The organism is Amycolatopsis dendrobii (genome assembly GCF_014145675.1).
GTDB lineage: Bacteria > Actinomycetota > Actinomycetes > Mycobacteriales > Pseudonocardiaceae > Amycolatopsis > Amycolatopsis dendrobii.
Genome location: NZ_JACGZW010000012.1, coordinates 126,420 through 145,850, shown reverse-complemented (window position 1 = coordinate 145,850; position 19,431 = coordinate 126,420). Strand labels below are relative to the sequence as shown.

General features: G+C 71.2%; 18 protein-coding genes. 9 read left to right on the top strand and 9 right to left on the bottom strand.

The features are described 5' to 3' along the window. Positions 1-89 precede the first annotated feature (89 nt). Positions 90-2,129: a hypothetical protein gene (locus H4281_RS33265; RefSeq protein ID WP_182894812.1), complete on the top strand. Its 2,040-nt coding sequence runs from the start codon at positions 90-92 to the stop codon at positions 2,127-2,129. A gap of 515 nt (positions 2,130-2,644) precedes the next feature. Here the strand turns inward: H4281_RS33265 and H4281_RS33260 are convergent. Further along, a complete protein-coding gene (locus H4281_RS33260; RefSeq protein WP_237599541.1) occupies positions 2,645-3,208 on the bottom strand; it encodes a TetR/AcrR family transcriptional regulator in 564 nt (187 codons plus the stop codon). Positions 3,209-3,280: 72 nt separating this feature from the next. On the opposite strand from H4281_RS33260, the gene H4281_RS33255 reads away from it, so the two are divergent. Then, entirely contained in the window at positions 3,281-4,453 is a 1,173-nt protein-coding gene (locus H4281_RS33255; RefSeq protein ID WP_182894810.1) for an FAD-dependent monooxygenase, read from the top strand. On the opposite strand, the gene H4281_RS33250 is transcribed toward H4281_RS33255, so the two are convergent. From H4281_RS33250 to H4281_RS33240, 3 genes are all read right to left on the bottom strand, one after another. Beyond that, positions 4,414-5,094, bottom strand: a complete 681-nt coding sequence (locus H4281_RS33250) for a cysteine hydrolase family protein (RefSeq protein WP_182894809.1) — start codon at positions 5,092-5,094, stop codon at positions 4,414-4,416. The genes H4281_RS33255 and H4281_RS33250 overlap by 40 nt on opposite strands. 181 nt (positions 5,095-5,275) lie before the next feature. Continuing rightward, on the bottom strand, positions 5,276-6,202 hold the full coding sequence (locus H4281_RS33245; protein ID WP_182894808.1) for a LysR substrate-binding domain-containing protein: 927 nt from the start codon (positions 6,200-6,202) through the stop codon (positions 5,276-5,278). A 35-nt stretch (positions 6,203-6,237) separates the two neighbouring features. After that, positions 6,238-7,074: an alpha/beta hydrolase gene (locus H4281_RS33240; protein ID WP_220508206.1), complete on the bottom strand. Its 837-nt coding sequence runs from the start codon at positions 7,072-7,074 to the stop codon at positions 6,238-6,240. Positions 7,075-7,230: 156 nt separating this feature from the next. Between H4281_RS33240 and H4281_RS33235 the strand changes: the two genes are divergently transcribed. Genes H4281_RS33235 through H4281_RS33215 form a run of 5 tightly spaced genes read left to right on the top strand, consistent with a single transcriptional unit; the run spans position 7,231 to position 11,342 of the window. Beyond that, positions 7,231-8,688, top strand: coding sequence for a 2-hydroxymuconic semialdehyde dehydrogenase (locus H4281_RS33235; protein WP_182894806.1), 1,458 nt, complete (start codon positions 7,231-7,233; stop codon positions 8,686-8,688). Further along, complete coding sequence (locus H4281_RS33230) at positions 8,685-9,416, top strand: 2-keto-4-pentenoate hydratase (protein WP_182894805.1); 732 nt, start codon at positions 8,685-8,687, stop codon at positions 9,414-9,416. Before H4281_RS33235 ends, H4281_RS33230 begins: the two co-directional genes overlap by 4 nt. Then, positions 9,413-9,844, top strand: coding sequence for a RidA family protein (locus H4281_RS33225; protein WP_182894804.1), 432 nt, complete (start codon positions 9,413-9,415; stop codon positions 9,842-9,844). Before H4281_RS33230 ends, H4281_RS33225 begins: the two co-directional genes overlap by 4 nt. Further along, positions 9,841-10,365 carry a 3-hydroxyanthranilate 3,4-dioxygenase gene (locus H4281_RS33220; RefSeq protein WP_182894803.1) on the top strand — a complete coding sequence of 175 codons (525 nt, stop codon included), beginning with the start codon at positions 9,841-9,843 and terminating at the stop codon, positions 10,363-10,365. Before H4281_RS33225 ends, H4281_RS33220 begins: the two co-directional genes overlap by 4 nt. 2 nt (positions 10,366-10,367) lie before the next feature. Further along, a complete protein-coding gene (locus H4281_RS33215; RefSeq protein ID WP_182894802.1) occupies positions 10,368-11,342 on the top strand; it encodes an amidohydrolase family protein in 975 nt (324 codons plus the stop codon). Here H4281_RS33215 and H4281_RS33210 read toward each other — a convergent pair. Both H4281_RS33210 and H4281_RS33205 read right to left on the bottom strand, forming a co-directional pair. Further along, positions 11,339-12,661, bottom strand: coding sequence for an NtaA/DmoA family FMN-dependent monooxygenase (locus tag H4281_RS33210; RefSeq protein ID WP_220508205.1), 1,323 nt, complete (start codon positions 12,659-12,661; stop codon positions 11,339-11,341). The genes H4281_RS33215 and H4281_RS33210 overlap by 4 nt on opposite strands. A gap of 16 nt (positions 12,662-12,677) precedes the next feature. Then, positions 12,678-13,793 (bottom strand): LLM class flavin-dependent oxidoreductase, encoded by a 1,116-nt coding sequence (locus tag H4281_RS33205; protein ID WP_182894801.1) that lies wholly within the window; start codon positions 13,791-13,793, stop codon positions 12,678-12,680. Between the two features lie 143 nt (positions 13,794-13,936). On the opposite strand from H4281_RS33205, the gene H4281_RS33200 reads away from it, so the two are divergent. Then, positions 13,937-14,797 carry an aminoglycoside phosphotransferase family protein gene (locus H4281_RS33200; protein ID WP_220508204.1) on the top strand — a complete coding sequence of 287 codons (861 nt, stop codon included), beginning with the start codon at positions 13,937-13,939 and terminating at the stop codon, positions 14,795-14,797. A gap of 49 nt (positions 14,798-14,846) precedes the next feature. Here the strand turns inward: H4281_RS33200 and H4281_RS33195 are convergent, their stop codons facing one another. Further along, positions 14,847-15,626, bottom strand: coding sequence for a nitroreductase/quinone reductase family protein (locus tag H4281_RS33195; protein WP_237599549.1), 780 nt, complete (start codon positions 15,624-15,626; stop codon positions 14,847-14,849). 64 nt (positions 15,627-15,690) lie between these two features. Then, positions 15,691-16,713 (bottom strand): LLM class flavin-dependent oxidoreductase, encoded by a 1,023-nt coding sequence (locus tag H4281_RS33190; protein ID WP_182894800.1) that lies wholly within the window; start codon positions 16,711-16,713, stop codon positions 15,691-15,693. 101 nt (positions 16,714-16,814) lie between these two features. Here H4281_RS33190 and H4281_RS33185 point away from each other — a divergent pair, with 101 nt between their 5' ends. Then, on the top strand, positions 16,815-17,786 hold the full coding sequence (locus H4281_RS33185) for a quinone oxidoreductase family protein (protein ID WP_182894799.1): 972 nt from the start codon (positions 16,815-16,817) through the stop codon (positions 17,784-17,786). 59 nt (positions 17,787-17,845) lie between these two features. Here the strand turns inward: H4281_RS33185 and H4281_RS33180 are convergent, their stop codons facing one another. After that, positions 17,846-19,429 (bottom strand): dipeptide ABC transporter ATP-binding protein, encoded by a 1,584-nt coding sequence (locus tag H4281_RS33180; RefSeq protein WP_182894798.1) that lies wholly within the window; start codon positions 19,427-19,429, stop codon positions 17,846-17,848. Between the last annotated feature and the right edge of the window lie 2 nt (positions 19,430-19,431).

Here is a 19,431-nt window from a genome sequence, read left to right as displayed (position 1 = left end):
GGTGACATCGCGGGTCACGTTCCGTGCCGGGGTCCGGGGCAGTGGAGGCCGGCTGTGACACCATTGGCCTAGCGGAGGTGGAGTGCAGGATGGTGTTGCTGCCCGCGGTTGTGCCCCAGCTGGTCGAAAAACGGTCGGAACTGGTGCCCGCCCGGCTGGCCCGCAAGGTCGCGCCGCTCTTCGGCGTCCCCGCCGAGCAGAACCCGTTCCGCCCGCTGACCTGGGTGTGCGACTTCACCGCGATCACCGTCTCGGAGATCGCCCGCGGGGCCCCGCTGCCGACCCGGGCCGCCGCCGCCGAACTGCGGGAAGAACAGCACGAGGGCGGATGGTTCGTCCGCGACCGCGCGGTCCTGCCCGGCACCCGGGGCGCGCTGCCCAACGAGATCGTCGCGGCCACGATGAACCGGTTCGGCCCGGACACCAAGGCCGCGGTCGTGCTCACCGCGGCGAACGTGCTGCTCGGCCCGGCCGCCGAAGCGGTCCGCACCGCGCTGGGGATGCTGCGGCCGGCGGACGGCCGCGAGCTCCCGCCCGTGCAGTGGCTCGCGGCGTGGGCCGCGACGGCGATCGAGATCTACCGGTCGCAGCCCGCTCTCGTCTCCGCCGCGCTGACCGCGAGGGTGATCCAGCGCGCGTCGCTTTCCGCCCCGCGGTTTCCGTTGTCGCCCGCGGTGGCCGCGCAGGCGCGGGCCCGGTGCGAGATCGGCGCGGTCACGGCCGAACGCGGTCCCGATCCGGTCACCCGGCCCCGCGACTTGGACTTCCTGGACGGCATCGGCGCCGCCCGGCTCAACTCCGTCGGGGTGCTGCCGGGCGCGGGGGCGGAGGAGCCTGCCGGGCTGCCCGCCGGGCTCGGCGACCGGATGGTCGAGCGGCTGATCGGCCTGCTGGTCGAGATGGGCGCTCCCGGCGGGGTGGCGCACCTCTGGGTCACCGAGCGGATCCCGGGGCAGGAACTGGTGTCCGCCATGGTCCCGTCGTCCGGGCTGGTCCGGGAACTGGTCGAGGCCTGGGCCGCCGAACCGGGCTCGCTGCCGGGACGGGACGAGCCAGGCGACGCGCTGGCCGGTGCGCTGGCGGTGCCCTTCCGGCTGCCGCGGCCCGCCGAACTGGCCGCGCTGCCGCTGCTCGCCCGGCGCGCGTTCGTGCTGGCGGCGACCGGGATCGTCCGGCAGATGGGCTTGCTCGCGCCGTCGGAATGGCTGGCCGGGCCGCGGTTCGCCGAACTGGTGCACGACCTGTCGGATCTGCTCGGCCGGGTGTTCGAAGCGGACGATCCGGTGGTGACCGACACCCGGCTGCGCTTGGCCGTGCAGCTGGCGGGAGCCGAACGGCATGCCGGTCGTGCCGAGCCCGCGTCCGCGCGAGCGGTGCTGGCCGCCGCCGATGCCTGCCTGGAAGCGGGGGAGGCGGGCCGGATCGATCCCGGGCTGCTCGCCGACCTGCTGGTCGTGGCCTGCATCGAGCTGAACGCGCTGCGGTCGGCCGGCTTGCGGGGCTTCGGCATCGGGACCGCATTGCGCCGGTACTGGGCGGCATTCGCCGACACCGTCGAGGTCGACCTCTTCGCGCCGGGCGCCGATCACAGCGGGCTCAGTTTCCAGCTGCACAATTACGCCGCTTTCCTGGGAGCCAACAAGGACAACGCCGAGGATCTGCGCGCCGCGGTCCGGCTGTTCGAAACGGCGGTCATCCCCGGCCGGACCCGGCTGTACAACCGGGACCGCGACATCAGGCCGCTGGCGCGCAGCCGGTACCTCGCCGCGGACGCCGCTTCCGGCCTCGCTTCCCTGCTGACGGACAGCGCCGAGGCCGAGCGGTTCGCCCAGCAGGCTTATGCGTGGCTGCAGCAAGTCCTGGCCGATCCGCTCTATCAGCCGCACCGCCTGCGGCCGGTGCTGGGCGACAGCATGTTCGCGGTGCGTGCCGCGCCGGTCCTGCTGCAGGCGGTCGAACTCGGAATCGCGGAGAACCCCGCCGCGGACATCGCCCGGGCCGACGAGCTGGTGCGGCTGGTCGAAACGTGGCTGAAAGAGACCGCGGACGACGGCCCGGGGCATTCGGGCCATCAGCTCGCCGTTCTCGATTTGCGCGCGCGGCTCGCGGCCCTCGGTTTCGCCGGCTGAAGACACCGGAATTCCTTTCCTGGCGTGCGGTTTTCCGTGCGCTCCCGCTGCTCGCCGATCCGCGGCCGCCGGCGCGGACCGTCCAGTGGAGGGCGGAGGTGATCGGCGATGCGCGGTGGCGGAGGAAACGGCGACGACGACGGCGGCGGCAATTGACCGCAACGGAATCCTTTCGGGAGCACGGCAGTCGTTCCGGGACCGGGAAGCCGCGGTTCCGGAACGACTGCGTTCCGCGGGAGTTGTTGGCAGGCGGGCAATTCGGGGTCGAAACGATGCTGCGGAAAGCGGGAAGCTGCCGGGGAGTCGGTTCGCCCGCGCGGATCGTTACAGCGCGGACGCCGAGCACCGGAGCCGGCCCCGCAATGAGCGGATTCCGTTTGCCGGCCGGTGTTTTCCGGTTTCCGCGAGCTGTTCCAGTTTGTTGCGCACTGCCTTATCGGACGGCTGCCGAAAGAATGCGGATCAGCTGTTTTCGCCGCGGGAATTGCGGTGGCGGAAACAATCCGGACCTGGTATCAGGCGGGCGGCGCCACCGCGGTGGCGATCAGCGCGCGTGCCGCGATCTCGATCCGTTCTTCGTCCCCGGTCACGATCCGGTCCAGGCACAGCCCTCGCAAGCCGGAGATCAGCAAGCTCGCCCGGGCCGCCGCGTCGGGTTCGGCGTAGCCCAGTTTCCGGTACACCGGCACCAGCGGGTCCACCATCGCGGTGATCGCTTCCCGCGCGACGGTCAGGTAGCGCTCCGGCTGAGTCGGGGCCAGCGCGAGCACCTGGAACAGAATGTGGATCGGCCGCTGCTGGCGGCCGCGGGTGATCGCGTGCCACAGGGCGTGCGCGGCGGCGGCGAGGGATTCTTCGTCGTGCACGGAGCGGAAGAGTTCGGCGACGTCCGGGCGGCTCGCGGCGATCGCTTCGGTGATCAGGTTTTCCCGGGTGCCGAAGTAGTACAGCAGCATCCGCTTGCTCGTCCCCAGCGCTTCGCCCATCGGCGCGAGCGACAGGTCCGCGATGCCGTGCGTCGCGAGGTAGTCCACGGCCTGCTTCAGCAGTTCGGCGCGGCGGCCGGTCCCGGAATCCACCCCTTGACTGTACCGATCGGTACGCCGTACCGTCCATCCGTGTACCGATCGGTACACGGGCGAGGAGGGCTGATGGCGGGCAAAGCGCTCTCGGTGGCGATCGCCGGCGGCGGGATCGGCGGGCTGACGCTCGCGCTCGCGTTGCGGCAGCGCGGGATCGGGGCGGAGGTGTACGAGCGGTCGGCGGAGTTGCGCGAGGTCGGTGCGGCGGTGGCGTTGGCCGCCAACGGGTCCCGGGTCCTCGCGCGGCTGGGGTTGCGGGACGAACTGGCCGCGTGCTCGGCGGTGCCGACGGAGCTGGTCTACCGGCATTGGCGGAGCGGACAGCGGGTGGTCGCGCATCCGATCGGGGACGCCTACGAGGAACGGTTCGCCGGACCGTACTTCGGGATCCATCGGGCGGATCTGCAGCGGATCCTGGCCGGTGCGTGGGGCAAGGTCCATCTTGGCCGGCAGGTGACCGGGGTCGTCGCGGACGGGGCGCGGTATCGGCTCGCATTCGCCGACGGGACAAGCGAAACCGCCGATGTGGTGGTGGGCGCGGACGGGGTGCACTCAGCCGTGCGCTCGTGGGTGGACGACGCGCCGCTTGCCCGGTACTCGGGGTCGAGCGGCTTCCGGGGCCTGGTGCCGGCGGAGCGACTGCCGTCGTTGCCGGACGCGGGGGCGATCCAGTTCTGGATGGGGCCGGGCGGGCATCTGCTGCATTACGCGATCGGCGACGGTTCGGTGGTGAACTTCCTTGCGGTGCTGGACGAACCGGACGTGTGGACGGGGGAGTCGTGGACCGAGGACATCCCCCGTGAGCGCATCGAAGCGGCCTTCGAGGGCTGGCATCCGGCGGTGCGGGAGACGGTCGGCGCGACGACGCTGTACCAGCGGTGGGGGTTGTTCGGCCAGCACCCGCTCAACCGCTGGCATCGCGGCGGTGTGGTGCTTCTTGGCGACGCCGCGCACGCGATGCTGCCGCACCACGGGCAGGGGGCGAACCAGACGATCGAGGACGCGGTGACGCTCGCCGAGTGCCTCGCGCGGGATTCGCGCGAGGCGGCGCTCGCCCGGTACGAGAAGCTGCGGCGGCCGCGGACCCGGGCGGTGCAGCGGAGTTCGTGGGTGGCGAATGCGCTGCTGCATCTGCCGGACGGTCCGGCGGCGGAGGCCCGGGATGCCGCGTTGGGGCGGATCGGGGAGACACTGGAGTGGATTCACTCGCATGACGCGCTGACGGCCGCAGAGCGCGGCTGAGCAGCTCCCTTTTCCGCGAGCGCCTTGAATTCCGCACTCGTGAGCACGTCCGCAGTGGACTGAGCGAGCACTACCAGCGTCGCCGCATGGACCTCGGCGGCGGACATCGCGCCGTGGCCGAGATCCGGATGGTCGTAGGTGGCGCACGCATCGGACAGCACCCCGGTCCGGAAGTCGCGGAACATCGCGTCGCGGACGGTGGCGTGGACGCAGTCCTCGGTGGTCACGCCGGTGGCGATCAGGGTGTCCACGCCGCGCCCGCGGAGCTGCATCTCGAAATCGGTGCCGTAAAAGGCGCTGTAGCGGTGCTTGGGGATCAGCGGTTCGTCCGGGCGGCGGTCCGCTTCGGAGTACAGGGCGGCGCCGGGCGTGCCCTCGATGAGCGCGTCGCCGGCGGCGATCGGCGGGTACAGGTCGGCGAACCGGCCCATGTCGGAGCCGTCGGGGCGGTGGACGTGGGCGGTGAAGAACACCGGGACGCCCGCGGCGCGGCAGAAGCGGATCGTGTCGTTGAGGACGGGGATCATGGCGCGTCCGGCCGGGGATTCCAGCGGGGCGCCGGGAGCCAGGAAGTCGTGCTGCATGTCGATGACGACCAGTGCGGTGCGGGCCGGATCGACGGTGGACAAGCGGTAGCCCATGGAACGCTCCTTCCGCGGAGGTCCATGAAGTATCACGGGTTGTCGTCGGTCGTCAAGAAAACGACAGGTTGGATGGTGCTGCCGAGGTGCGTGCGGGGAATCTTCACGCATGGGGTGCGGCGCAGACACGGTCCCGTGAGCATTGATCGAGTGTTTCGGCCAGGTTGGCGTCCTGCCTGAATCAGGCGTCTTCGATCTGCGCGGCGACGGTGTGCAGGGATTCGATCAACGCCTGGGTCGCCGGGTTCAGCCTGCGGCCGGCGGCGAGGGTCAGGCCGACGCTGTGCCCGATGTTCTCCAGCGGCGTCGGCAGCGTGACCAAGCGCGGGTCGTCCATGCCGAGGAGGCCGGGGAGCGCGGCGACCATGGCGGTTTCGGTGAGCAGCTGCCGCACGGTCAAGAACGACGTCGCTTCGACGCGGTTGGCGGGCAGGTCGAGGCCGTGCTGGGCGAAGAGGCTTTCCAGTTCCTGGCGCAGCACTGTTTCGGTGCCGGGCACGATCCACGGGAACTCCGCCAGGTCCTCCAGCGAGACGTTCCCGCGCGCGGCGAGCGGGTGGTGCGCGCCGGCTACGACGCGGATCGACTCCTGGTACAGCGCCCGCCGCCGGGTGTCTTCCGTGCCGGGGCCGCTCAGCCTGCCGACGATCACGTCGACCCGGCCCGCGGTCAGCTCCACCAGCAGCGATTCCGGCGTTCCCTCCCGGACGACCACCGTGACCAGCGGATGGTCCTCCTTGAGATGCGCGATGGCCCGCGGCAGCAGCAGGTTCGATCCCGCGAGGTGGATGCCCGCGACGACCCGGCCGCGCGTCGCGTCGGCGATCTCCACGACGTGCCGCGCGGCGTGGGTCAGCTGGGCGAGCACGGCGCGCGCGTGTTCGGTGAACGCGGTCCCGAACTCGGTCGGCGTGATCCCGCGCGGCCCGCGTTCGTAGAGCGGCACGCCGAGGATGGCTTCGAGATCGTGCAGGCCGCGCGTGACGACCGGCTGCGTGACGTGCAGCGCGGCGGCCGCGCCGACGACGCTGCCCTGTTCGGTGAGGGTGTCCACCAGCACGAGGTGCCTGAGCTTGAGGCGGCCGTCGAGCAGGCGGGGCATCTCCATTCCGGCGACATTACTGTCCGGGACGGCTTCCGGCGTCACGAGAGAGCGAGCCGGACCAGCGCCTGGCTGAGCGCCGAGCGCGGGTCGGCCAGGTCGAGGAAGACGTCGAAGTGGTTGCGGCCGGGCACGACGGTCAACGGACCGGCGGCGGGCCAGTGCGCGTGGAAAGCCTTGCTCTGCCGGTGGAATCCGGCGGCTTCGTGTTCCGCGACCGCTACGTGCAGCGGCGCGGCGCCGGGTTGCGCGAGGATCGGGCTGAGGGCTTCCGCGCGCGTGGAGTCGAGCGTCAGCCACGCGTTGGCGAACGAGTCGACCAGCGGGCGGACGTCGAAGAGCCCGCTGATCGTCATCGCGCCTTTGACGACGTCCTCGGGCAGTCCGGCGGCACGCTGCCATCCGGCGACCGCGGTCATCGCGGTCAGGTGGCCACCGGCCGAGCTGCCGACGACGTGGATGCGCTCCCGGTCGAGGCCGTGCTCGGCGCCGTGGTGGTGCACCCACGCGACGGCGGCGCGGACCTGGCGCACGATCTCCTCCAGCGGAGCCGCGGGAGCGAGCGTGTAGTCGGGCGCCACGGTGGCGATTCCGGCGTCGGACAGCACCCTTGCCATGAACGCGGTGTCGTGGCGCGAGAGCATCCGCCAGTAGCCGCCGTGGATGGCGAGGACGACGGGGCGCAGCTGTCCGGGGGAGATGCCCCAAACGTCCAGCCGCTCGTCGCTGAGCGGGTCGAAAGCCAGGCCGGCGACACCGTTCAGCCTGGCGGTGGCGGATTCGGACGCGGAGCGGTAGCGGGCCATCGCGGCGTCGAATTCGGCCGCGGTGACCGTGGCCTGTGCGCTGTAGTCCCGATCGACGTTCGGATGGTTCACGGGAGTCATCCTTCGCCGCTGCCGTCATGCCTGGCCAATGCTCATTTCGGCGAAAGCCATGCCGATCGAGGCATGGCCGAGACATGTCCGGACAGCTATGGGAGCGGCGGCAAAGAGCATTGGCCAGGCATTCCGGACGTCCCTACGGTCAGCTTCATGGCTGCGGAACTGCACAACGTCGTCGGCGGGACCCGGGTCGCCGGGCGGCGCACCTTCGAGAAGATCGACCCGGTCGACGGGTCTCTCGTCGCGCACGTCCACGAGGCCGGGCCGGACGTGGTCGACGCGGCGGTCGCGGCCGCGCGCGCCGCGCTGGACGGGCCGTGGGGACGCGCTTCGGTGGCTGAGCGCACCGCCTTGCTGCGCCGGATCGCCGACCGGATCGAGGAGCGGTTCGAGGATTTCGTCGCCGCGGAGGTCCGCGACACCGGAAAACCGGAGCACCTGGCGCGCGACCTGGACGTGGCGCGGGCGGCGATGAACTTCCGGTCCTTCGCGGACACGGTCGCGGCGGCCGGTCTCGACTCGTTCCTGACGGATCTGCCCCACGGCCGGAAAGCGCTGAACTACGCGGTGCCCAAGCCGCTCGGCGTGGTCGCGGTGATCGTGCCGTGGAACCTGCCGCTGCTGCTGTTGACCTGGAAAGTCGCGCCCGCGCTGGCGTGCGGCAACGCAGTGGTGGTCAAGCCGTCCGAGGAGACGCCCTCGACCGCGACCCTGCTCGCCGAGGTGATCGCGGACGCGGGAGCGCCGACCGGGGTGTATAACGTCGTTCACGGCTTCGGGCCGGACTCCGCCGGGGAGTACCTCACCGCCCACCGCGGCATCGACGGCGTGACGTTCACCGGCGAATCCCGCACCGGGTCGGCGATCATGCGCGCGGTCGCTCCGTCGGTGCGGCCGGTTTCCTTCGAGCTGGGCGGAAAAAACGCGGCGGTGGTGTTCGCGGACTGCGACCTCGGGAAGACCCTCGACGGACTCGCCCGCTCGGTTTTCCTGAACACCGGGCAGGTGTGCCTGTGCACCGAGCGGGTCTATGTCGAGCGATCCGCCTTCGACGCGGTCGCGAACGGGCTCGCCGAGCGGGCGAAAGCGTTGCGGCTGGGCCGGCCCGGCGCTCCTGAAACCACGACGGGGCCGTTGATATCCCACCAGCACCGCAAGAAAGTACAGTCCTATTTGGACCTCGCGGTGGCCGAGGGCGCGACGGTGCTCACTGGTGGTGCGGTGCCGGAACTCGGGCCGGACCTGGCGGGCGGGTCGTGGATCGAACCGACGTTGTGGACCGGGCTGGACAACTCCGCGCGGGTCGTGCGCGAGGAAGTCTTCGGGCCGGTCGCGGCGCTGATCCCGTTCGACAGCGAAGAGGAAGCCGTCCGGCTGGCGAACGACACCGACTACGGGCTCGCCGCCGCCGTGTGGACGACGAACCTGGAGCGCGGCCACCGCGTCGCGCAGCAGATGCGGGTCGGGATGGCCTGGGTCAACACCTGGTACCTGCGCGATCTCCGGTCGCCGTTCGGCGGCGTCGGGCTTTCCGGCATCGGCCGGGAGGGCGGCCTGCACTCGATGCACTTCTACACCCAGCCGACGAATGTGTGCGTGCAGCTATGACTGTCGAGGACCATGCCGAGCGGCTCGACCGGGCGACCGCCACCGGGCAGGCGATCCCGCAGCTCACCAGCACGGAGCCGATGAGCCTGGCGACGGCGTACGCCGTGCAGCACGCCGGAATCGCGCTGCGCGAAGGGCGCGGGGAGACGCTGGCGGGCGTCAAACTGGGCTTCACGAGCAAGGCGAAAGCCGAGCAGATGGGCGTCTCGGACGTGATCATCGGCTCGCTGACCGACCGGATGCGCATCGAGGACGGCGGGACGTTCGACGTCGGCCGCGGCGTGCATCCGCGGGTCGAACCCGAGGTCGCGTTCCGCCTCGGCCCGGACGCCGGGATCGTCGCCGTCGCGCCCGCGCTGGAGATCATCGACAGCCGGTACCGCGACTTCGATTTCAGCCTGGCCGACGTCGTCGCCGACAACACCTCGGCCTCGGCGTTCGTGCTGGGGCCGTGGACCCAGCTCGACCGGCTGGACGCGCTGGCCGTGGACCTGCTTTTCGACGGCGAGGTCGTCGCGACCGGATCGACCGCCGACATCCTCGGCGACCCGCTGCGGGCCCTTCCCGCCGCACAGCGGATGGCGGCCGCGTACGGGCATCGCCTGCGCGACGGGTCGGTGCTGCTGGCCGGTGCGGCGACCGCGGCGGTCGCGTTGAGAGCGGGCACGCACGTCGAGGCTCGGGTCGCCGGGCTGGGTTCGGTTTCTGTTCACACGGTGGAGGGATGAACGTGGCGCAAGCCCATGTCGTCGCCGGGAAGGCGACGCCGCGCGGGCGGTTCCCGCACGTGAAAGTGTTCGGGGACCTGGTGTTCGTCTCGGGCACCAGCAGCAGGCGGCCGGACAACACGTTCGCCGGCGCGGAGGCCGACGAGTTCGGCGTGACCGCGCTGGACATCCGGGCGCAGACGCGCGCGGTGATCGAGAACGTCCGCGACATCCTGGCCGCCGCCGGAGCGGGTCTCGAAGACCTCGCGCAGGTGACCGTGTTCCTGGTCAACATGAACGATTTCGGCGGCTACAACGAGGTCTACGGCGAGTTCTTCGACGAGAACGGCCCGGCCCGCACGACCGTCGCGGTGCACCAGCTGCCGCATCCGCATCTGCTCATCGAGATCCAGGCGATCGCCCGGATCCCCGGCAAGGAGGAACGATGACCGCCATCCCGCCCGTGTTCGACTTCGCGAAGTGGATCGCCGACCACGAGGACGAGCTGAAGCCGCCGGTCAACAACAAGCAGATGTGGGCCCCGACGGGCGATTTCATCGTGCAGGTCGTCGGCGGGCCGAACCAGCGCACCGACTACCACCTCGACCCGTACGAGGAGTGGTTCTACCAGTACAAGGGCGACATGCACGTCAACCTCATGACCGAGGACGGCCCTCAGCGGGTCGACATCCGCGAGGGCGAGATGTGGATGCTGCCGCGCAACGTGCACCATTCGCCGCAGCGTCCGCAGGAAGGGTCGATCGGGATCGTGATCGAGCGGATCCGCGAGGAGGGGACGCTCGAGAAGTTCGTGTGGTTCTGCCTGGAGTGCGACGCGAAGGTGCACGAGGTGGAGTTGCAGGTGCGGGACATCGTGGACGACCTGCCGCCGGTGTTCGAGCAGTTCTACACCTCCGAGGAAGCCCGGACCTGCGGCAACTGCGGCACGCTGCATCCCGGGAAGGGCTGAGCGTGCGCGCGATCGACGTCCACAGCCACTTCGTCCCGCACGGCTGGCCCGACCTCGGCGAGGGAATGCCCTGGCTGCGCGCGGAAACCGAACGCGAGGCCGTGATCATGGCCGGTTCGGACGAGTTCCGCCGGATCCGGTCCGACTGCTGGGACGCCTCCGTCCGGCTGGGCGACATGGACGCCGACGGCATCGAGGCGCAGGTCGTCTCGCCGACGCCGGTGTTCTTCGGCTACGACACCAGTCCGGGCCAGGGCGAGAAAATCGCCCGGGTCTTCAACGACCTCGCGCTGGAGATCTGCGCGCCCGCGCCGGGCCGGCTGATCCCGTTCTGCCAGGTTCCGCTGCAGGACACCGACGCCGCCTGCCGCGAACTGGACCGCGCGGTCGCGGCCGGGCACCGCGGTGTGGAGATCGGCAACCACGTCGGCGACCGCGACCTCGACGACGCGGGCGTGGTGACGTTCCTCCAGCACGCGGCTTCGCTCGGCGTCCCGGTATTCGTGCACCCGTGGGACATGCCGGACGCGCCGCGGCTGGACCGCTGGATGGCGCGGTGGCTCACCGGAATGCCCGCGGAGACGCATCTGTCGATCATCGCGATGATCCTCGGCGGGGTGTTCGACCGGGTGCCGCCGAGCTTGCGGATCTGCTTCGCCCACGGGGGCGGGTCGTTCGCGTTCTGGTTGGGGCGGTTGGAGAACGCCTGGCATCAGCGGGCGGACATCATCGCTACCTCGGAGAAGCCGCCGTCGGAGTATGTGGGCCGGTTCAGTGTCGATTCGGTGGTGTTCACCGAGCCGGCGTTGCGGAACCTGGTCGACACGCTCGGGGCGGAGCAGGTGATGGTGGGGAGTGACTACCCGTATCCGCTCGGGGAGCGCCCGGCCGGCGGGGTGGTGCGCCGGGCATCGTTCTTGGACGAGGCCTCGCGGGAGTTGTTGCTGCGGGGGAACGCGAAGCGGTTCCTTGGCTAGGACAACCCGAGATGGTCCCGCAGCGCAGGCCCGCTGTAGTCCTCCCGGAACACCCCGCGTTCCTGCAGCCTCGGCACCACCTGGTCGGCGAACTCGTCCAGCCCGCCCGGGGTCACGTGCGGGACCAGGATGAAGCCGTCCGACGCGTCGGCCTGGACGAGGTCGTTCATGGCCGACGCGACGGTCTCGGGCGAGCCGATGAAGTTCTGCCGTCCGGTGACCTCGATGATCAGTTCCCGGCTCGACAGGTGCTTCGCCTCCGCCAGCTGGCGCCATTCGCGTGCGGTCGCGATCGGGTCGCGGTGCATGCGGACGCTCGCGCGGCCCTTCGAGATCAGGTCGCCGACCACCGGGTCGAACGACGGGAGCGGGCCGTTCGGGTCGTGGTCGCTGAGGTCGGTGTTCCAGAGCTGTTCGAGGAACTTGATCGCGGTCTGCTCGCTGACCTGCTGCAACCGGACCTCGTGGGCGAGTTCGTGCGCTTCGGCGTCGGTGTCGCCCAGTACGAAGGTCGCGGCCGGGAGGATGACCAGTTCGTGCGGGGAGCGGCCGTATGCGGCCAGGCGGCCCTTGACGTCGGAGTAGAACGCCTGGCCTGCTTCGAGCGTGCCGTGCCGGGTGAAGATGGCGTCGGCGGTCGCGGCGGCGAATTCGCGGCCTTCTTCGGAGTCCCCGGCTTGGATGGTGACCGGGCGGCCTTGCGGGCTGCGCGGGACCGGGAAGCGGCCGGAGATGTCGAAGTGGGCGTCGTGGTGGGCGAAGTCGCCGCCGTCGGCCAGGAAGCGGCCGGATTCCTTGTCCGCCAGCAGCTCGTCGCCGCGCCAGGAGTCGAAGAGCTCCCATGCCGTACGCAGGAAAGTTTCGGCGCGCGAGTAGCGCTGGTCCTGGGGCAGGAATCCGCCGCGGCGGAAGTTTTCGCCGGTGAACGCGTCCCAGGACGTGACGACGTTCCAGGCGGCGCGGCCCGCGGAAAGGTGGTCCAGGGAAGCGAATTGGCGGGCCACCTCGAATGGTTCGTTGAAGGTGGAGTTGATGGTTCCGGCCAGGCCCAGGCGGTCGGTGACGGCGGCCAGTGCGGACAGCACGGTGAAGGTGTCGGGGCGGCCGACGACGTCGAGGTCGTAGATTTCGCCGCCCTGTTCCCGCAGGCGCAGGCCTTCGGCGAGGAAGAAGAAGTCGAACTTCGCGCGTTCGGCGGTCTGGGCCAGCTTGACGAACGAGCTGAACTCGATGTGGCTGCCCGCTTCGGGATCGCTCCACACCGTGGTGTTGTTGACCCCGGGGAAGTGCGCGGCGAGGTGGATTTGCTTGGCAGTCATGGAAATCTCCCGGGACTCAGGCGGCGTAGCGGTTGGCCGGGCGCGGCAGGCCGAGCAGCCCGCGCAGGGTCGAGGCCTCGTATCCGGTGCGGAACGCGCCCCGGTCGCGCAGTTCGGGGACCAGCGCGCGGGCGATGGCGGTCAGATCGTGCGGCAGGGCGCCCGGGCGCAGCCGGAAACCGGTCAGGCCCGCGGCGTGCCAGTCGAGCAGGAGGTCGGCCAGCTGAGCCGGGGTGCCGGTGAAGACGTGGGCGTCGGAGGCGAACTCGGCGCGGTCGTCCAGCCGGGCTTTGCGGTCCGCGGCGGCCTGCTCGGTTTCGTCGAGGAAGACGACGAGGTCGGCGAAAACCTGAAGGGGCGCACCGATTTCGTCGATGATCGACGCGGCGTGTGCGCGGTCGTTCGGGGTCACGTACACGACGTCGGCCTGGCGGGCGGCGAGGCGATAAGCGTCGGGACCGTGCGCGAGCGCGGCGACGATCGGCTGGCCCTGCGGCGGCCGCGGCGTGATGGACGGGCCTTTGACAGAGAACCAGCGGCCCTCGAAGTCGATGTAGTGCAGTTTGCCGCGGTCGATGAACCTGCCGGTGGCGACGTCGCGGATCTCGGCGTCGTCCTCCCAGCTGTCCCACAGCCGGCGCAGCACCTCGACGTAATCGGCGGCTTCCTCGAAGAGTTCGGGCGCCTCGGGCGGCGTGCGGCGGCCGAAGTGCCGGAACTCCGCAGCGCTTCCGGACACCTGCACGCGGACCCCGGCGCGGCCGGTGCTGACGTAGTCGAGCGTCGCGATCGCCTTCGACAGGTGGAACGGCTCCGTGTGGGTGACGACCGCGGTCGGGATCAGGCCGATGTGCGAGGTCAGCGGCGCGATCCGCGAGGCGAGCAGCACGGCGTCCAGGCGGGTTTGCGCGCGGTCGGCGCGGGCCGTCGGCTCGGCGGGGTCGCGCAGGGAGAGGAAGTCCTCGAAGGTGACGAAGTCCAGGTGCGCGGCTTCGGCCTCCTGGACCAGTCCGGTCCAGTATCCGGCGGTGAGCAGGTCGGCCGGGCGGGCGTCCGCTTCGCGCCACGCGGCCGGATGCCAGCCGGCGCCTTCCAGCGCGACGGCGAGCCGTGGTCCGGTGAGCCCTGTCATGCTGCGTCCTTTCCCCGTGGATGCCAGCAGTGTGGCGCGGAGTCCGGGGCCGGGGCGAGGAGTAACCAGCGTCTGGGACAGTCGGCGGGAACGGGAATAAACCGGTTGCCCGGCGTCAGGCCGACGCGGTTTGCTCGACGCTGATGAATCGGATGCATGCCGGCGAAGCGGAAATCGACGACGACCTGGTCCGTCGCCTCGTCGCGGCCCAGTTTCCGCGGTGGGCCGGGTTGCCGGTGTCGCGGGTCGCCTCGTCGGGAACGGAAAACGCGATGTTCCGGCTCGGCGACGACCTGGTCGCCCGGCTGCCGCGGCTGGAACGCGGGGCCGCCGAGATCGGTCACGAACAGCGCTGGCTGCGCTGGCTCGCACCGCGGCTGCCGGTCGCGGTGCCGGAGGTGCTCGCCGAAGGACGGCCGGGCGAGGGCTTCGCCTGGGACTGGTCGGTGCTGCGCTGGCTGCCCGGCGTCAACCCGGATTTCGGCGACGCGCGGGTGGCGCGGGACTTGGGCGCGTTCGTGAAGGCGTTGCGCGGCCTCGGCACTTCCGGTGCGCCGGAGGTCAGCCGGGGCCGTCCGCTGCGCACGCGGGACGCGCCGACCCGGGAGGCGATCGCGCAGCTCGGCGGCGATCCGGCGTATGCCGAGGCATGGGAGAAGGCGCTCGCGGCGCCGGAGTGGGCCGGGGATCCGGTGTGGCTGCACGCCGATCTGTCGCCGGGGAACGTGCTGGTCGACGACGGCGGGCTGAGCGCGGTGCTGGACTTCGCGGGAGCCGGGATCGGCGACCCGGCGGTGGACCTGATCCCGGGGTGGAACACGTTCGCGGCGGCTGAGCGGGAGGTGTTCCGCGAGGCAGCGGACGTGGACGACGCGACGTGGGAGCGCGGCCGGGGCTGGGCGTTGTCGATCGCGCTGATCCAGCTGCCGTACTACCGGGAGACGAATCCGGTGCTGGCGGCGAATGCCCGGCGCACGATCGAGGCCGTGCTGGGCGACTCGTGAGTGCCTGTGCCGGTTCTCGCCGGCATCGCCGCGCACGAGGGTCTCTGCGCTAGTCCAGGTCGATCCGGATCGTCAGCAGGTCGGTCCCGAACGCCTGGACCGCCGTGCTGTTCAAACGCGGCAACGACTTCAGCCGCGCCCGGGCGTCGTCGTCGGGAAGCAGGTGCGCGACCCCGCGCAGCCAGCGGCCGTGCAGGCGCAGCCGGACGCGCGGGTCGGCCTGGATGTTGCGCACGTACTGCGACCGCTCGCCGAATTCGGACACCAGCCAGAATTCCTGTCCGACGCGGCGGCCGCCGATCGGGGTCTGGCGGGGCAGACCCGAGCTGCGGCCGGTCGTTTCGAGCAGCGTCTGGCCGGGGAGCCGCGACAGGACGGGGTTGCCGAGCCGCCGCTGGAACGTCGTGACGAGCTGGTGCTGCAGATCGCCGGGCCGCGAGGCCCCGGCCGCGTGGCGCAACCGCGCCGGGATGACGAGTTCGTGGATCGGTGCCGCCAAAGCCCACAGCTGGCGGGCGGGGAACCGGTCGTAGGTGACTTCCGTGGTCCAGTACACGCGGTCCGCGTCGAGGTGCACGATGTTGCGCGTGGTCATCAGCGGCGACGGTGCTTCGAGCACGACGCGGTCCGGCGTCGCCGAGGCGATGGTCCAGCCCAGCACCCGGTCCGGCGACAGGCGGGTGGTCAGGCCGAGGCCGAGCCACCCGGTGCGCAGGAAGGCCCGCATCGGCGGCGGAGCGTCCTCCCAGACCGCGCGAGCCCACGCGAGGGCCTCGCGCTGGTCCCCGGCAGGACGGGGAATGTCCACTGTGGACGTGAAATCCGGCACCCTGCCACGCTAGCACCGTTGGGGTGTCGTGGGTGTTTACGCCGGTCGGAACCGGCGCAAACACTCACGACGCCGGCTTCCAGCCCAGTTCCGGACCCAGCCGGGTGGCCAGATCGGTGAGGATCTGCACGTAGTCCTCGTGCTCGAAGGTGAACGGCAGCGCGAAAGCGACCTCGTCGATCTCGCGGAAAGCGGCGTGCTGGTACAGCTGCGAGGCGATTTCAGCGGACGTGCCGACGTAGTCGCGCGAGAACAGCAGGCCGCCTGGGCCCTGCGGGGTTTTGGTGCGCGGCAGGCGTTTTGCCGCGTAATCCTCGTACTTGGCGCGCTGCCCGGCCGTGGCGCTGTCGGTCGGAATCACCACCAGGCCTTGCGAAACCCGGGCCCGCGCCCCGTCCGGATGGTGCGACCGGAACGCGCGCACGTGCGAGAGCTGGATGCTCTCGAAGTCCGTCGAGCCCTCCTCGGCGCGGACGACGCTGCTGGTCAGGTAGTTCATCCCGGCCTGCCCGGTCCAGATCGCCGAGCGGGTGCTCGCGCCGCCGTACCACAGGCGGCCGGCCAGTCCGGGCGAATGCGGCTGGACGCGGTCGGAGAACGTCTCGATGCCTTCGACGCCGCTGAACGTCGAGGCGCGCTCGCCGCGGATCAGCGACAACAGCCGCGACACCCGGTCGTAGCCGAAGTCTTCGCGGTCGCCGGTGTCCGGGTACAGCGCGCCCCGCACGTCCTCGTAGTGCATCGGCGGGCTGACGCTGACGCCCGGGTTGAGCCGTCCGCCGGACAGGACGTCGACGGTCGCCAGGTCCTCGGCGAGGCGCAGCGGGTTTTCCCAGCCGAGCGGGATGACCGCGGTGCCGAGTTCGATCCGGCTGGTGCGCTGGGTGGCCGCGGCGAGCACCGCGACCGGCGACGAGATGCCGTACTGCAGGTGCCGGTGGCGGACCCAGGCGCTGTCGAAGCCGAGCTGCTCGCCGAGTTCGAGCACGCGCAGCGTGGATTCGTGGCCCGGCCGCGGGTCGTCGCCGTCGAACAGGCCGATGGTCAGGAAACCCAGTTTGCGCAGCGATTGCGTTTCGGTCGGCACGACGCGTCCTTCCTCGGGTGAACTAAGCCGGAATAACCGCGGACCGGCCCAGGTTGTTCCGGCTCGCCGGCACACACGCAGAACACTGGGGAGTACGCACGATGCGCGCTTTGTCCATCACTCGCTACGGCGGACCCGAGGTCCTCGAAGAAATCGAGGCGCCCGAGCCCGTTCCGGGGCCGGGCGAAGTGACCATCACGGTCTCGCACGCGTCCGTGGGGCTGATCGACGCGCTGATCCGCCGAGGCACGCTCGCGGAGTACGACTACGCGCCGAAGCCGCCGCTGGTGCCCGGGCTCGAGGTCGCGGGCACGATCCGCGCGGCCGGACCGGGGAGCGGCTTCTCGGTCGGGGACGAGGTCGTCACGCTCACGCTGCCCGGAATGGGCGGATACGCCGACGTCAAGCTCGCGCCCGCCGCTCTCGTCGTGCCGCTGGCGGGCACCGGAGTGGACCGCGCGCAGGCTGTGGCCGGTCTGGCGAACACCGTGACCGCCTACCTGTCGCTCACCGAGGCGGTGCGGCTGCCGAAGGACGCGCGCGTGCTCGTGCACGGTGCGCTCGGCGGCCTCGCCTCGGTGTACCCGGAGGTGGCGCGGCTGCTCGGCGCTCGCGAGGTCGTCGGCACGGTCCGGCGCCCTGAGCAGGTCGAGGCGGCGAAGCAGCTCGGTTTCGACCGGGTCGTGCTGTCCGGGGAACCCGGCGAGCTGGGCGCAGAGCGGTTCGAGATCATCGTCGACCCGGTGGGCGGCGACCTGCGGATCGCGTCGCTGGACCTGCTCGCGCCGATGGGGCGGATGCTGGTCGTCGGCAGCGCGGGCAGCGAGACCGCGCCGCTGGTCGACTCGAACGCCGTGTGGGGCAAGAACATCGGCGTGGTCGGGTTCAACGTGGGCGGTTTCCTGGCCGCCGATACCGCGCCCGCTCGCCCCGCCGCGGACGCCGTGCTGCCGCTGTACACCGACGGCCGGATCCGGCTGCCGGTCACCGTCCTGCCGATGGCGCAGGCGCGCGAGGCGCACCGGCGGATGGACGCGGGCGAGGCCGTCGGGCGGCTGGTGCTCGCCAACTAGGGCCGACGCCGGGAACGGAAGCGGCGTCGCCTCTTTCCCGGACGGCGCCTCCGCTGACGTCACGCGCGAACCTGCTCGCCGCCGGGGATCGCGGCCAGCAGGTCGCGCGTGTACTGCACGCGCGGCCGCAGCAGGACGTCGTCGGCCGGGCCGAGTTCGAGCAGCTTGCCCTGGCGCATCACCCCGACCTGGTCGGCGATCTCCCGCACCACGGCCAGGTCGTGGGTGATGAACAGGTACGTCAGGCCGAGCTCGTCCTGCAGGTCCACCAGCAGGTTCAGGATCTGCGCCTGCACCGAAACGTCCAAAGCGGACACCGGCTCGTCCAGCACGACGAGATCCGGCCGCAGCGCCAGCGCCCGGGCGATCGCCGCGCGCTGGCGCTGGCCGCCGGACAGTTCGGCCGGTTTCCGGCGCAGCACGGACGACGGCAGCGCGACCTGGTCCGCCAGTTCGGCGACCCGTCCGGCCCGGCCGCCGACGCGGAACGCGCGCAGCGGTTCGCCGATCACGTCGGCGATGGAAAAGCGCGGGTTCAGCGAGGCGTACGGGTTCTGGTAGACGAGCTGGAACCGGCGGCGCAGCCTGCGCAGTCCGGCGGGGGACAGCCGGGTGACGTCCTGGCCGGCGAAGCTGACCGTGCCCGCGGTCGGGGTTTCCAGGCCGACGACCAGGCGCGCGGTCGTCGTCTTGCCGGACCCGGATTCGCCGACCAGCGCCAGGGTCCGGCCGCGAGTGAGCTGGAACGACACGTCGTCCACGGCTTGCACGGCACCGGCGCGCGAGGAAGCGAAGGTCTTCGAGACCGAGTCGACGGACAGCAGGACTTCCGGGCCTTCCGCGCGGCGGGGCCGGAGTGGTTCGCGGCTGAGACTCGGGGCGGCGGCGAGAAGCCGTCGGGTGTAGTCCTGCGTCGGCGCGGCAAGGAGCTCGCGGGCCGGCCCTTCTTCGACCAGCCGTCCCTCGGAGAGCACGGCGATCCGCCCGGCCCGGTCCGCGGCGACGCCCAGGTCGTGCGTGATCAGCAGGATCGCGGTGCCGTCGTCGGCGGCGAGTTTCGCGAGATGGTCGAGGATTTCCTTCTGCACGGTCACGTCGAGCGCACTGGTCGGCTCGTCGGCAATGATCAGCCGGGGCCGGCCCGCGAGCGCGATCGCGATCAGCACGCGCTGCCGAAGCCCGCCGGACAGCTCGTGCGGATACTGCCGCGCGCGCGATTCCGGCCGGTCGACCCCGGCGCGGCGCAGGAGTTCCACCGCGCGGGCGGCGGCCTCGTTCCTGGCGGCCAGGCGGTGGATCAGCAGCACCTCGGCCACCTGCTCGCCGATCCGCCGGACCGGGTCGAGCGACACCGTCGGATCCTGCGGCACGAGCGCGATCCCGGTGCCGCGGATCCGCCGCCAGTCCTTTTCGGACAGTGTGGTGAGGTCGCGTCCGCCGAAAGTGATCTGTCCGCGGCGGACTCGGCCGCCGCGGGGAAGCAGTCCGATCGCGGCGTGCGCGGTGGTGCTCTTCCCGGAACCGGATTCGCCGACCACCGCGACGATCTCGCCCGCTCCGACCCGCAGGCTCACGTCGCGCACAGCGGGCACCACGCCGCCCGAGGTGCGGTATGAGACCGCCAGTTCGCTGATCTCCAGCACTT